Source organism: Methanofollis sp. UBA420 (assembly GCF_002498315.1).
GTDB lineage: Archaea > Halobacteriota > Methanomicrobia > Methanomicrobiales > Methanofollaceae > Methanofollis.
The window spans coordinates 495,926-509,279 of sequence record NZ_DAGX01000002.1; the positions used below are offsets into that span (position 1 = coordinate 495,926).

Consider the following 13,354-nt stretch of genomic DNA (forward strand, 5'->3'; position numbering starts at 1 on the left):
TAGATTGTAAAATGCCATCATCGATTCTGCAGGATAGCATTAAATATTGCAAATTCCAAGGGGGAGTCCCATACGGGGGATAAAAGTATGCAACAGAAAAGTGCGCAGATCCAGAAGAACATCGTCGAGACCGCGGTCGCATCAGGAGAGTTCAACACCCTGGTCGCGGCGGTGAAGGCGGCGGGTCTTGTCGAGACGCTGAGCAGTCCCGGGCCTTTCACGGTCTTTGCCCCGAACGACGCCGCGTTCTCCAAGGTATCGAAGGAGACTCTTGACAGTCTCATGAAGGACAAAGCAAAACTCGCCGACGTCCTGAAGTACCATGTGATCTCGGGGAAGCACATGGCCTCAGACGTCGCCAAGATGAAGTCTCTCAAGACGCTACAGGGGTCGGACCTCTCGGTCGACACGAGCAAGGGCGTGAAGATCAACGACGCCAACGTGATCAAGGCCGACATCGTCTGCTCGAACGGCGTCTGTCATGTCATCGACTCGGTGCTGATACCGAAGTAACCACCTTTTTTTGCCTGTTCGCCCCCCATCGAAGGGTTTCGCAGAGGGGGGCACGCCGATGATGCCGGGGGATATCTGAATAAAGGGGATAGCCCTGGCAGATGGGCACCTCTCCCAGGCACTGTCCCTTTATCCCCGCGTGATAGAGGAGATGTACGCGATCCCGAGGTGGGCCCGGAGGATCCTGGTCCCATCCAGGAAGTGACGCATATCGACAAACTCCCCCTCTGCAAGGCACCGGTCGATGCCCTTCTCAAGGGTGGTCTGGAGGTCCCAGGGAACCTTCCTGAAGACGACGCCGTGGGTGTGGAGGACAGGGCCGTTATCTCCCTCACCGCGGGGATGGCCGGAGAGAGAGGCGATAGCCCCGGCATCGTAGGAGGAGAGATCTGCCGAAGGGTCCAGGCCGACGCCGAAGGCGACGATGCTATCTCCCGCGTATTTCGGTTCTTCAGAGGCCTCGATCCAGTCGCCGACATTCTCGGGGTCAAAGATCGATCCGCCCTGTGCCGGTGCGTCCCGTGCGAGCGGGGCCTTCCTGATCCCCGAGCCCAAGACACCTCCCGTCACGCCCCAGAGGGCGACGGCTACGACGCCCGCCCCGACCTTCCGATCGCGTGCATGAGCGAAGACGGCACGGTACAGAGCATCGAGGGTGATCTCCTCCTCCGCCTCGACGGTGGCGAACTCGTTGAACTGGCCGTCAAGGGCTACATTGAAGGCGGTGTAGGCCCTCACCTCCCCGCCGACCCGTGCAGGCACGAAGAAGTCGGGGGTGTTGTGGCCGTCCGACGGGAGCCAGGTCATCGAGCCATGGAGGGTGATCATCTCCCCGAGGAACGGCATCGCGTTGAGGAGGCTGCTGCCGAGAGCGCCAAGGCCGAGGGAGTAACCGATATCGGAGAACTTCTCGGCACTGACGCTCTCCTCCCTGATGCGGGCATGGAGGAGGTCGTCGAGGCTGCCCTTCACCCGCAGGGAGGCAGGCGTCCGGGACCCGGGCTCGAACCTGAACTTCGCCCCCTCATGCTCGACCGGAGGGGCTGCAAGGTCGGCGATGAGGGAGAAGGAGTCCTCCCGGCGGAAGGACGCCGCAAGGGCAGCGTCCCGCGAGGGGTAGAGGGTGAAGACCCGGTCGAAACCGGCCATGGCAAGGACCTGCAGGGGGTACTCGCCCACATTGCAGATCGCAAGGCCCCCTCCCCGCCCCTTCAGTTCCTTCTGCAGGCCGAGAAAGACCCTGATCCCGGCGCTGCTCAGGTACGCCAGGCCGGCAAGGTCGATGACGACCGAGCGGTCGTCGTCCCTGAGGACCCCGGCGATCCCTCTCTTCACCTCTTCGGCCGCATAGCCGTCGAGCCTCCCCCCCACTTCGAGGGTGAGGATACCGTCACATCTCTCTGCAGTCATCTCCATGATTCCGTCTCCTTATCTCTCAAAATGTTTCACCAGGCGAAGAACATTCTCCCCTTGCCTGCGCTCGTACATGACGGCGTCGGTCATCTTTCGCATCAGGTGGACGCCGAGGCCACCGATCGGACGTTCATCGGCCCCGCCCTCCAGGTCGGGTGCGGAAGCCGCCGTCGGGTCGAAGGCCGGGGCCGCGTCCCTGATCTCGACGACCACCCCCTCTTCCGTCTTTTCACAGGAGAGGGCGATCCGCCCCCCGGCACTCTCGTACCCGTGGAGGATGATGTTCGTCACCGCCTCGTCGACGGCGAGTTCGACCTCCTGAACAGCCTTTGCGGGAGCACCCAGGCGCTGGAGGGCGGCGGCGACGCGGTCGAGGGCGCCGGGGAGGGACGCAAGATCGGCGGTGATGGTCCACTCCTCCACCTTCACACCCCCTTCAGCACCATAAGGGTGATATCGTCGAACTGCGGTTCTTCACCGGCGAATTCGTGGACTGCGTCCCTGACACCGCGGATGATCTCTCCGGCAGGCCTGTCCCGCAGGCCAAGGACCGTCTCCTTCAGCCGCGTCTCGCCGAACTCCTCTGTCCCGACATTGATCGCCTCGGTCACCCCGTCGGTGTACAGGACGAGCATGTCGCCGGGACCGATCGCGACCGTCTCCTCCCCGTACTCCATCTCATCGACGGCCCCGAGAGCGATGCCGGTCGGCATCAGCCTGACGAAATCGTCCGAACCCGCCCTGAGAAGGAGTGGGGGGTTGTGCCCGGCATTCGCATAGGTGAGCGTGCGTTTCTCCTCGTCAAGGACACCGTAGAAGAGGGTGACGAACATCCCGGAGTCGGACTGGGAGAGGATCATCGCGTTCGTATCGGCAAGGGTACGCGAGACACGGGGGTGCCACCCGGCCATCGCCCTGATGATCGTCCGGGAGAGCGCCATGTACAGCGCCGCAGGGACGCTCTTCCCCGAGACATCCGCGATCACGATACCGGTCTTCCCGTCCTGCAGGCGGATGGCGTCGTAGAAGTCGCCGCCCACCTCCCGCGCCGGGCAGCTCACGGCAGCAAGGTCGAACCCTTTTAGTGGCGGGATGGCCTTCGGGAGGAAGGTGTGCTGGATATCGGCGGCGATCTGCATCTCAGCCTTCTTCCTTTCGAGTTCACCGCGGTATGTGTCCCTCTCCGCCTTTGTCCGCCTCTCCTCGACGAGGTTCGAGACCAGGAGCGCAAAGATGAACATGCCAACGGAGTTCGCCAGGATCATCGGGATGCCCACCAGTCTCACCACTTCCCATGCGGTGGCGAAGGGGTTGCAGAGAAGGAGGACAAGGCCCATGTGGAAGACCTCCATGCCGACGGCAAAGGCAACGGCGGTCCTGACCGGCACCGGGCCATTGCGGTGGACCCACCAGATGGCGCCCCCGAAGAGACCGGCAAGAACGGTGGCGATCGAACAGGGAAGAGCGGTGAAACCCCCCATTTGCAACCTGAAGAGACCGCCGATGATCCCGGCGCCGAGACCGACCAGCGGGCCGCAGAAGAGGCCGGCGACCATCGGTCCGAGGTCGCGGACATTGATCGGGGAACCGAGGGCCGAGACGCCGCTGAGGGTACCGTACACCGAGAGCGCGCCGAAGAAGAGGGCGAGGAGGAGGGTGCTCCGCGGAGAGAGACGCCGCTCCAGCGCCTCGGTGAATGGTTCACGCCGGGTGATGAAGTATGCTGCGACGACGATGACGCAGATCATCTGGAAGAGGACGATGAAGTCCGCCACCGCCGACATCATCAGTCACGTCCCTGATGGTGCAGGGCGTCCTCCACGCTGTCATATGCAGGGAATATCCGTAAAAATCCCGATATTTCAAATATCTCCCGGACAAACGGACAGAGTCCTGCTATCGAGAAAACTCCGTCCATCTTCTTCACCTGTTTGTACGCGGTCAGGAGCACCCGGAGGCCTGAACTGCTGGTGTACGTGAGGTCGGTCATATCGACGATGATGCTTCTCTCCCCCTGCTCGACAAGGTGGGAAAGGGTCGATTCCAGACCCCCGCAGGAGGATGCGTCGATCCTTCCTGCCACCGAAACGACTGCGCACCCGGCCATCACACGGACGCCGGTATTTGAGGAACTTTCCATTGTCATTGGCGTCTCTCCTGATAGCATAAGTAGATTGTTTTTTTGCGTGTCTGTCCAGGTTAGAGAAATGCAGGAAAACAGGAGATCTATCCCTGCTTTTCAAAGACCGCAACGACCTCGGCACGCGGGAGGTCCTTGCCCCTCACTCTCAGGGACCATGTGCAGGTCTCCAGCGCAGAGGGGTGCAGCGCCGAGAAGAGAGTGCAGACTTCGGACTCCGAAAAATAGTGGGTGAGGATCCCTTCGCCGCGGAGGAAGGTACCGGCCTCGACCCTGGTCCCTTTCCCGCACCGCATGTCCCGCTCTGAAAAGTCCCGGAAATAGAGTTTACCGCCGCCTTTCAGCACCCGTTCAATCTCGCCTGCGACATCTTCCCGACCTGCCGCTTTCAGGTGTCCGGCCACATGGAAGGCACAGACCGCGTCGAATATCCGGTCCCTGAAGGGGAGGGAACCGGCGTCGGCGACAAGAAGGGGCGCTCCTTCCCCGGAAGCACGGCGACAGAGCGCGACGGCCGAGGGGGAGATGTCGAGACCGACGACGGAGACACCTTTCCCTAAGAGGGAGGTATAGGTCTTCCCGTTGCCGCACCCGATTTCGAGGACGCGTGAACCGGGGGGGATCGCGGGGAGGTCGCAGGCCGCGCCTCCCCAGAGGCGTCCCCTCTGGAGATAATCCCTCTCCCACGCGCCGGGGTCACGGAATGAGGCGGTCATGCCGCGGCTTTCTGCAGGGAGAGGAGTGTGATCGAGAAGTTGAGGTCCTTGCCGGCAAGGGGATGGTTTGCGTCCATCGTAACGGTGGTCTCGTTCATTGCGGTCACCGTAAACATAGCATGCGTGTTATTATTCATCTGGATAAATCTCTGGCCCACGGCCGTATCCTTCGGGAGCAGGGAGCGGGTCGCATAGGTGACCAGCGCCGGGTTGTACTCACCATACGCCTCTTCCACCGGGATTGTCACGTTCACCGACTCGTTCACGGCAAGGCCGATAACGGCCTTATCGAAACCGGCGATCACCTTCCCTTTCCCGAGGGTGAAAGTAAGGGGGGCGCGGCCGACCGAGGATTCATAGACCGTCCCGTTCAGGAATGAAACCGTATAGTCGACAGAGACGTTGTCGCCCGGAGCGGCCCTCGGCTTTTCGGCCGTACCCGTGCATCCCGCGACCAGCATCAGGGCCGCAAGGAGAAGACAGGCTGCCGGAATGATCATCTTCGATCTCATCCCCCTTCTGTTGGCGCCGAAGGATTATGAGACCATCTCCTGACCCGGAAAAGAGCCGATAAAAAAAAGGGATCTGTTGGCTCTGGAGAATCCGGCATGATTCGAGAGCACACGTCAGGCACGAGTGCCTGTTCGGGGGACGAATGCCCCCGTCAGAGAAAACCGTAGGTTTTCTCGAACTCGCTGACGCTCGTTTCCCCTGGTACAGGAGAGGATCGGATTCTCTCCCAATCCGGAATATCCTGATCCATCTTCCCCGGTCCTATCCGAAAGGGGGTCTGGGGGCAAAGCCCCCTGTCTAATGGTGTGGGGAAGGCGATGGATCTGGCTCACTCAACCGGATATGAGGAGTATCCTTGTTACCAGGATTTCCTTTCCGCGGGTTTCAGTTCGACGGGGCATCCCCGGATGGTCTTGCCCTTCATTCCTTCGATGACTGCAGTTGCTGCGTCCTCGGGCACCTCGACAAAGGAGTATGTGCCATAGATACTGATCGCTCCGATCGACCGGCCGGGTATGCCGGTTTCGCCGGCGAGTGCACCGACAATATCCTTCGGCCGGATCTCCTGATCTCTCCCCAGGTTCAGATAGAGGCGGACCATGCCGGGTTCGGCACCGGTGTTTGCCGGGGTGAGGTCGGGAGCTTTCTCGGGTTCGGCGCCTGTGTCAAGTCTGAGTTTCAGGAGGGCCGCGGCGATGTCCATGGAGGTGTAGTCGTCCACCATGATCCGCTCGACCATTCCGATGTACTTCTCCATCTCGCCGTTGTCGACGGTCTGCTTGATTTTCTCGACGATATTTCTCATCCGTGTCTCCTCGACGTCGCTCTCTGTCGGGAGGGGTATGCGGGCGATCGTGATCTTGGCATATTTCTGGATCGTCCTGAGTTTGTAGATCTCCTTCGGGCCGACAAAGGTTATGGCCCGTCCGGCCCGTCCGGCCCGTGCGGTCCTGCCGATGCGGTGCACATAGTATTCCACGTCCTGGGGAACGTCGAAGTTGATGACCATGTCGACGTCCTCGACGTCGATCCCCCGTGCAGCGACGTCAGTGGCAATGAGCACGTCGATAGTGCCGCTCCTGAACTTTGCCATCACGCGGTCACGCTGGACCTGTTTCAGGTCGCCGTGAAGGCCTTCGGCAAAGTAGCCCCTCGCCTGAAGCTGGCTGTTCAGTTCGTCGACGCTCTTTTTCGTGTTGCAGAAGACAAGGGTGAGTTCAGGGTCGTAGATGTCAAGGAGCCTGCAGAGGATTTCGAGTTTTTCCCTGCTGCGCACCTCAAGGTACAACTGCTCGATCTGCGGGACGGTCAGTTCGCGGTGGGGGACACTGATGAACTGGGGGTTCTTCTGGAAACGCTTCGAGATCTCCAGGATCGGTTTCGGGAGGGTCGCGGAGAAGAGGACAGTCTGGCGGTTCTGCGGAGTCTCGCCAAGGATTGTCTCGATGTCCTCCCTGAAGCCCATGTCGAGCATCTGGTCGGCCTCGTCAAGGATGACCATCTTCACGCCACCGAGTTTGAGCGTGCCGCGGTCGAGATGGTCGAGCACGCGCCCGGGCGTGCCGACGACGATCTGTACCCCGGACTTCAGTGCCCGGAACTGCCGCTCAATGGGCTGGCCGCCATAGACGGGTATCACGGTGATACTCCCGTGATATTTTGCAAGGCGCGAAAATTCTTCGGCTGTCTGGATGGCAAGCTCCCGGGTCGGCGAAAGGACGAGCACCTGTGTTTCCCTGTTTGCAGGGTCGATCTTCTCGATGGCCGGGATGCCGAATGCCGCTGTCTTTCCTGTGCCGGTCTGGGCCTGGCCGGTCACGTCTCCTCCGACCAGGATCTTGGGTATGGCAAGGACCTGGATCGGAGTGGGCTCTTCAAAGCCCATATCTTCTATTGCCTTGAGAATATTCGAGGATAGATGAAATGTTGAAAAGCTGATGGTATCTTCCATTCTATTGTCATGGGTGTTCGTCCCTCATTATATATTGTATTGTGGAGGGGAAAAATCAGACACGGCCCGGACGATATGAGCAGGGATTTACAGGGCATAAAAGAGACAGATCCAGAAAATAATTGAGGAGGTACGTTTATTTGGAGAGATCGGGTGCGACCGCCATAGACAGGCTGCGCGGGGACCGGGGGTGCGGGACAGTTATCCCGCGTTCCCGAGGTCTTTCCGTATTTTTTCGATGTCATCGGGTGTGGCGTCCATCTCCATGACGGCGGTGCCGAAACAGGGCTTCGTGAAAGGGAAGAGGACTTTCCGTTTCTTCTCCTTCACTCCGACGATCAGGGGGGATTTGCCAAGGATGATGACGTCCCGGATGGCATAGTCGGGCGGCATCTCATAGTTCTCCTTTGCATGCCGCCGGATGTACTCGTTTGCCTCTTCCATGGAGATGTCCTTGATGAGGATCCGTGCCGGAAGGCGGTTGACGCAGTGCGGCTTGCCCAGATCTGCCATTGTGGTCTCACTCCGTATGAGGGTACTACTGTATTTCTCCCTCATTTAAGGTTCTCCCGCGGGCAGGAACGGCGGGATACATCGATGCACGATGATGGAGAAGGATGCCCGCGCTCGGCTCGCCAGATCGCTTGATGCCATTCTCCGGTTTCAAGGGCCTCAGAACGACCGGATGCGACAACGGGTTCACATACCATCAGACCCTGCAGGTCTGGCCTGACCATGGAGATAATAGGAGCACATCGGCCATGGCCGCGCAATCTGCACAGACCGCCAGAAATGATAAAATAACAGATGAAACGAGGGATTCGAACAAAAGAAAGAGAGCCCCAGGCGGACTCATATACCTATGGTAAAAATCCCTCCAGAAGGTATATAATCTCCACCTCCCTATTTACACGCATGGAACCGGCGACCAACCGAAAGAGGGCTTTTCACCAGCCCGATGAAAAGTATGTAGAATACGCAGAGAACACCCTTACCCACGCCCTGGAGGAGGAGCGGATCACCCCCGACGACGACGCCCTCATCCGGGAGTTCACCGGCGAGATCGTGGCGACCTCGCATATCTCCGCCGGCCGGAAGTATAAGATCACCTACACCCTTGTGGGGTGGCGGCGGTTCATTGGCCCCTTCCGGGAGAACGGGATCACCGACCTCTTCACAGGTGTGGAGAAGGTGCAGGCCGCCCGCAAGGAGGACGGCGAGCCTGAGTTCAAAAAGAACACCCTCGCCGATTATATCCGATTCATAAAGCGCTTTTACCTGTGGATGATCGAGAACGGGTACTCCACGGTCCCCGAAAAGAAGGTGCGGAAGATCAAGGGCATGTCCTATGACACCGCCACCAAGAGCGCCGAAATGCTTCTTGAGCCCGGAGAGGTGCGGAAGATGATCGAGGCGTGCACCTCCTCCCGTGACCGTGCCCTCGTTGCCATGCTCTATGAAGGTGCTTTCAGGGCGGGAGAACTGGGTAACCTCCTGTGGGGACAGGTGAAGTTCACCGACTGGAACGTGGTCATCAACACCGACTTCAAGACGGGGAAGGGCCGGTACATCCCCCTCGTGATGGCCCGGCAGTACCTCGCACAGTGGCGGAACGACTACCCCCGGACCGTCACCCCTGAAGCCCACGTCTTCCTCAACAACCTGAAGCAGCCCCTCCAGTATCAGGGCATGGCCAAGCAGTTGAAGATCATCACCCGCCGCGCCGGTGTGGAGAAGAAGGTAACACCGCATATCTTCCGGCATAGCCGGATCACCCACATGATACAGGAAGGTTACCAGGAGTCCGTCATCAAGAAGATTGCATGGGGAAACCTCGGAACAGAGATGTTCCAGACGTACGCCCACCTCGTTGATGCTGACATCGACGACGAGATAGCCGCACAGAACGGGATCAAGCCCCCTGAGGCGAAGGAGAAGGCGGAGTGCCTGGAGCCCCGGCAATGCCCCCGGTGTTATACCGTAAACGCACCGACCCACGAGCATTGCTGCAAGTGCGGGTATGCCCTCACCGGTCAGGCCGTGGATAACGTGCGGATCGCAGAGGAGCAGGTCGAACTTACCCCGGAGTATCAGGCGGTCTATGCGAAGGTCATGCAGGATCTCCAGGCGGCGGGTGTGGTTCAGCATCCGGCAAAGTAGGCGTGTGTACTATAATCGTGCACACCTCTCACACCGTGCACAGGGGTGGGTGGCCCCCTCCCGGGCAGAAATAGCAGAAAGGGAAGAAAATGAGAGTATAAGGCGGATGCCTTAGAATATAGGCACAGGGGAGGGCCACCCCAAGATGCATCCGAAGGGAGAAATTTAGTAAATTTACTAAAAGAGGTACAAATTAATATTTCACTCTCATAGAGAATTTGGGCGGAGTGCCTGAAACAAAAGAACGGAAAATGGAGTACTGAAGATGAGATCGATGATAATCCACAAGGGAGAAGCGATTCGGGAGCCAACCGTTCACAATTCGGTGAGGATCCCCGCGAGCCTCCATGCCTATGCGAGGACGCATAAGATCAGTCTCAGCAAAACGCTGACGGTGGTTCTCGCTGCGGCGAAGGCTGAAGACGAAGTAGGGGTCGGGTGCCCGGCAACCAACCAAGACTCGACCCCAATTGGCCTGCAAGAACCCTGTAATCCTTCCGGATCACAGGAGAACACCCCAAACTCCGGGGGCGCAGGTGATTGATAGTTGACTTTTCTGATACTTATACCTCACCCGATCACCAAGTGCCCACCCGGTGCAGGAGCGACGGGACGGTATGCGGCGACGCCGGCCGATATTCCTGGTGTCCGGTCCGACTCGAAGACCCCCCCGTGGAGGCGAGTGTATGAGCGACATCCCCGCCGCAACCCCTCGCCCGATCCCCGGTTTCACTATCACCCCTGACACCCTCGCAGCCATGGACACTCTTCACCGACTCGTCGCAAAAGAGTTGATCAGAAGGGGGAGGTGGCACCTCGTGGAGGGCCGGACCTCCCCGGCGACAACTGACCACACCCCACGGCCGGTGAGGACATGACAGGGATCGCCGACGCCGACGACCCGATCACCGCAGCACAGGCGACCGGGAGGAAGATCACTTCCTCGAAGAACGCCGTATCATCGAGCACCAACGCACGAGCACCAACGCACCCGGTAGAGTGTGGAGAAACATCCCCGGGCACCCTGGACACCCGCCACCGTGACGGGATCGACGCCACATTCCCTCCCTCCATGCGAGCGGTCCCCCGGTGGGTCACCTGGGGATACGAGTATAGGGACGGCAAGAGGACCAAGGTTCTACACAACCCCAAGACCGGAGCGAGGGCAAGCAGCACCGACCCTTCCACGTGGACACCCTATGAGGAGGCCGCCAAGGTCCGGGAGCACTATGCCGGGATCGGTTTCGTCTTAGGTGACGGTTGGACCGGCATAGACTGGGATGCCGTCAGAGACCCGACGACAGGCGAGTGGAAGTCCGGTGTCCTCGAAGAGATCATGAGCATCGGCAGTTACGCCGAACTCTCCCCCTCAGGAACCGGTGCCCACGTCATCACCCACGGCGAGAAGCCCGGCGAGCGGTGCAGGCGTGGAGACCTGGAGATGTACGTGACAGGCCGGTTCTTCACCGTCACCGGGAACCATATCGAGGGGACGCCCGCGGATGTGATGAATGCCCGGCCCGGCAGCATCGAGGCCCTGTATGTGAGGGTTGCGGGGCCGGAGGAGGAGCAGGCACCCGCACCGAAGGAGAAGGCCCCGGCCCCCTCGCCCACAGTGACGGCGGAGGGCCGCACCGACGAGGAGGTGATCGCCCTCTGCACCGCAGGCAAGAACGGCGACAAGTTCACCCGTCTGTGGGAGGGTGACACCTCAGAGCACGGAGGCGACGAGAGCGCCGCAGATCAGGCCCTCTGCAACTACCTCGCGTACTACACCGACCGAAACCCCACACAGATGGACCGACTCTTCAGGCGGTCCGGCCTGATGCGGTCGAAATGGGACGAGCACCGGGGAGCGGAGACGTACGGACAGATCACCATCTCCACAGCGACGCGTGGGACCACCCGCACCTACTCCGAGGACAGCGCAAAGGCGAAGAAGAAGGCCGGGAAAAAGGCGAAGGAAGAGGAGGAGCCGCCGAAGAAGTTGAAGTCGCACGTGATCACCGACAGCGGGATCTATCTGGACGTGGTCACCGCCGATCAGCGTTTCCTCTTCGCAGGTGTGGACGAGGACGGCACCCTCTCTTTCCACGAGACGGTGACGGACAAGAACGGCGAGACGGTCCACCCCCGGCCCCTCGACCGACACCCCGACACCGGCGACCTGGTAGAGATCGTGGGACTCCCCCGGAAGGAGGAGATGGAGGCCGCCGCCCTCCTCGCCCCGGGTGACCTCTACGATATGATCACCCGCCATCTCTACAAGTACACCGACGTGAAAGACGATGAATATCAACTGTTTGTCTACTATGCCATGATGTCTTGGGTATACCAGAAGTGCAGCACCTCCCCCTACCTGAGGTTGATCAGCGACACCGGCAAGGGGAAGAGCAGGATCGCCCGCACAGTGTCGGACTTGTGCTTCTATCCGATCACCGCCGGGGGCGCAAGCAGTCAGTCCGGGATCATGCGTACCAACGAGAAGTGGAAAGGCACCCTCAGGATCGATGAATCGGACCTTTCCGGTGGGTACCAGAATCCCATGATCAAGTTCCTGAATCTGGGGTTCGAGCGTGGGCAATACTACGTAATTAGTGACAAGAACGACCCGAAGAGACAGGAGTTCTTTGATCCTTTCGGTCCGAAGGTGATCGCCATGCGGCAGCCCTTCGGCGATACAGCCACAGAGGGTAGGTGCCTGTCGGTCACCCCGCACGAGACGCAGCGCAAAGACATCCCGGTGGATCTGGACCGCACTTATGCAGAGGAGATGCAGAAAATCCGTGCCCACATCGCCGTCTTTGTTCTCCACCACTGGAACGAGATCGACGGTGAGAGGCTGATGGACTGCACTGACATCGACGTGGAACCCCGGCTCAAGCAGATGTTGCGCCCACTCTCCATCGTGCTCCAGGTCTTCCCCGATGGCGAAGATCGTTTCCGGGGATACATGAAGACCCGGCAGGCCGAACTGAAGAAGCAGCGTTCCCTTTCGTGGGAAGGCAGCCTCTTCAACCTCGCCCTCTCCCTCGCCACAGGGGATACCACGATGATGGATGATCCGAAGTATGCACAGTTCTACGATCTCGCCGACCGTCTCCAGGTGGTCACGCCCCCCATGCTCGCCGACTCTTTCAAGGCGTCTGCAAAGTCGGTGACCTCCGCCCTTACCGGGATCGGGATGGACGTGGAGCGGAGGAGGATCGAGACCTACCCGGCCGTCCACACAAACGGGATTGATACCCGGGTGAAGGGCGAGAACAAGCAGGTGAGCCTCTACACCGTCCCCGGCCCGCAGGAGTGGAGGGAGATCACCCGGCGGTACTACTTTGATGCGGAGAACTCGGACGCCGCCGCCCCGCCATGCCCCGAAATTCTCAGAGGGCGGCACTGGGTGGCAAACGCGCAGGCGACCCTTGCAGAAGAGAAGGTGAGGGCATGAGCGCCGACACCGACGCCCCGCAGAGCGCACCCACGCCGTCACTGTGGTATGAAATGCCGGTGCGGTTTTTCGCCCGGTGTGGTCCGGGATCGGTCTCGAATAGCACCAGCCCCGACCACCCAGGGATCTATCAGAGTTACCCCCGGCGGCCGGCGGTCCTCCTCTCGCCCTTCTGCATCGCCCGGGTGCGGCGGTATTCCGGTGAGCCGGTCCCCCTCTACGATGCGGTCTTGATCGACCCCCGAACCAATGAGAGGATCGAAGTCACGAGGGCCGACGCAGGCGGGATCGCACAAGTCATCAACGCCCGGTGTGGCTACCCTCGCGCCCCCCTGAAGGCGGCGGTCTATGCCTTGATCACGGGGTTCTTCTGGAGATATGTGGACCGGCGGCGATGAGCCCATCACCTCCACACTGTTTTTTTGAAACGGCCCCATATCGGCCTGAGAGGGACCGCACCCCGCCCCATCAGAGGGCATAAGGCCGGTATCCCAAGAAAAAGG

13 protein-coding genes are annotated in these 13,354 nt (G+C 60.2%); 5 read left to right on the plus strand and 8 right to left on the minus strand.

Annotated features, from left to right (window positions below; translation table 11 throughout):
* The first annotated feature begins 87 nt into the window (after positions 1-87).
* Entirely contained in the window at positions 88-513 is a 426-nt protein-coding gene (locus BP869_RS02485; RefSeq protein ID WP_342676574.1) for a fasciclin domain-containing protein, read from the plus strand.
* A 129-nt stretch (positions 514-642) separates the two neighbouring features.
* Here BP869_RS02485 and BP869_RS02490 read toward each other — a convergent pair whose 3' ends face one another.
* The 8 genes from BP869_RS02490 to BP869_RS02525 form a co-directional block, all read right to left on the minus strand.
* On the minus strand, positions 643-1,929 hold the full coding sequence (locus BP869_RS02490; RefSeq protein WP_342676576.1) for an STAS domain-containing protein: 1,287 nt from the start codon (positions 1,927-1,929) through the stop codon (positions 643-645).
* Positions 1,930-1,941: 12 nt separating this feature from the next.
* A complete protein-coding gene (locus BP869_RS02495; RefSeq protein WP_342676578.1) occupies positions 1,942-2,349 on the minus strand; it encodes an ATP-binding protein in 408 nt (135 codons plus the stop codon).
* A gap of 2 nt (positions 2,350-2,351) precedes the next feature.
* Positions 2,352-3,713 carry a PP2C family protein-serine/threonine phosphatase gene (locus BP869_RS02500; protein WP_342676580.1) on the minus strand — a complete coding sequence of 454 codons (1,362 nt, stop codon included), beginning with the start codon at positions 3,711-3,713 and terminating at the stop codon, positions 2,352-2,354.
* Positions 3,713-4,072: an STAS domain-containing protein gene (locus tag BP869_RS02505; protein WP_342676582.1), complete on the minus strand. Its 360-nt coding sequence runs from the start codon at positions 4,070-4,072 to the stop codon at positions 3,713-3,715. The genes BP869_RS02500 and BP869_RS02505 overlap by 1 nt, the downstream gene beginning before the upstream one ends.
* 80 nt (positions 4,073-4,152) lie before the next feature.
* On the minus strand, positions 4,153-4,782 hold the full coding sequence (locus BP869_RS02510) for a class I SAM-dependent methyltransferase (RefSeq protein ID WP_342676584.1): 630 nt from the start codon (positions 4,780-4,782) through the stop codon (positions 4,153-4,155).
* A complete protein-coding gene (locus BP869_RS02515; protein WP_342676586.1) occupies positions 4,779-5,282 on the minus strand; it encodes a peptidylprolyl isomerase in 504 nt (167 codons plus the stop codon). The genes BP869_RS02510 and BP869_RS02515 overlap by 4 nt, the downstream gene beginning before the upstream one ends.
* Before the next feature lie 371 nt (positions 5,283-5,653).
* Positions 5,654-7,246 (minus strand): DEAD/DEAH box helicase, encoded by a 1,593-nt coding sequence (locus tag BP869_RS02520; RefSeq protein WP_342676588.1) that lies wholly within the window; start codon positions 7,244-7,246, stop codon positions 5,654-5,656.
* Between the two features lie 201 nt (positions 7,247-7,447).
* A complete protein-coding gene (locus BP869_RS02525; RefSeq protein WP_342676590.1) occupies positions 7,448-7,759 on the minus strand; it encodes a DUF1894 domain-containing protein in 312 nt (103 codons plus the stop codon).
* A gap of 402 nt (positions 7,760-8,161) precedes the next feature.
* Here BP869_RS02525 and BP869_RS02530 point away from each other — a divergent pair, with 402 nt between their 5' ends.
* From BP869_RS02530 to BP869_RS02545, 4 genes are all read left to right on the plus strand, one after another.
* On the plus strand, positions 8,162-9,406 hold the full coding sequence (locus BP869_RS02530; RefSeq protein WP_342676592.1) for a tyrosine-type recombinase/integrase: 1,245 nt from the start codon (positions 8,162-8,164) through the stop codon (positions 9,404-9,406).
* 686 nt (positions 9,407-10,092) lie between these two features.
* Entirely contained in the window at positions 10,093-10,284 is a 192-nt protein-coding gene (locus tag BP869_RS02535; RefSeq protein ID WP_342676594.1) for a hypothetical protein, read from the plus strand.
* Complete coding sequence (locus tag BP869_RS02540; protein ID WP_342676596.1) at positions 10,281-12,851, plus strand: hypothetical protein; 2,571 nt, start codon at positions 10,281-10,283, stop codon at positions 12,849-12,851. Before BP869_RS02535 ends, BP869_RS02540 begins: the two co-directional genes overlap by 4 nt.
* Positions 12,848-13,249, plus strand: a complete 402-nt coding sequence (locus BP869_RS02545; protein WP_342676597.1) for a hypothetical protein — start codon at positions 12,848-12,850, stop codon at positions 13,247-13,249. Before BP869_RS02540 ends, BP869_RS02545 begins: the two co-directional genes overlap by 4 nt.
* Positions 13,250-13,354 lie beyond the last annotated feature (105 nt).

Coding starts and splice junctions, on each gene's coding strand:
- BP869_RS02520 (WP_342676588.1), bottom strand. CDS start 7,246: ATGGAAGATACCATCAGCTTTTCAACATTTCATCTATCCTCGAATATT.
- BP869_RS02485 (WP_342676574.1), top strand. CDS start 88: ATGCAACAGAAAAGTGCGCAGATCCAGAAGAACATCGTCGAGACCGCG.
- BP869_RS02530 (WP_342676592.1), top strand. CDS start 8,162: ATGGAACCGGCGACCAACCGAAAGAGGGCTTTTCACCAGCCCGATGAA.
- BP869_RS02535 (WP_342676594.1), top strand. CDS start 10,093: ATGAGCGACATCCCCGCCGCAACCCCTCGCCCGATCCCCGGTTTCACT.
- BP869_RS02540 (WP_342676596.1), top strand. CDS start 10,281: ATGACAGGGATCGCCGACGCCGACGACCCGATCACCGCAGCACAGGCG.
- BP869_RS02515 (WP_342676586.1), bottom strand. CDS start 5,282: ATGATCATTCCGGCAGCCTGTCTTCTCCTTGCGGCCCTGATGCTGGTC.
- BP869_RS02510 (WP_342676584.1), bottom strand. CDS start 4,782: ATGACCGCCTCATTCCGTGACCCCGGCGCGTGGGAGAGGGATTATCTC.
- BP869_RS02505 (WP_342676582.1), bottom strand. CDS start 4,072: ATGACAATGGAAAGTTCCTCAAATACCGGCGTCCGTGTGATGGCCGGG.
- BP869_RS02500 (WP_342676580.1), bottom strand. CDS start 3,713: ATGATGTCGGCGGTGGCGGACTTCATCGTCCTCTTCCAGATGATCTGC.
- BP869_RS02545 (WP_342676597.1), top strand. CDS start 12,848: ATGAGCGCCGACACCGACGCCCCGCAGAGCGCACCCACGCCGTCACTG.
- BP869_RS02490 (WP_342676576.1), bottom strand. CDS start 1,929: ATGGAGATGACTGCAGAGAGATGTGACGGTATCCTCACCCTCGAAGTG.
- BP869_RS02525 (WP_342676590.1), bottom strand. CDS start 7,759: ATGGCAGATCTGGGCAAGCCGCACTGCGTCAACCGCCTTCCGGCACGG.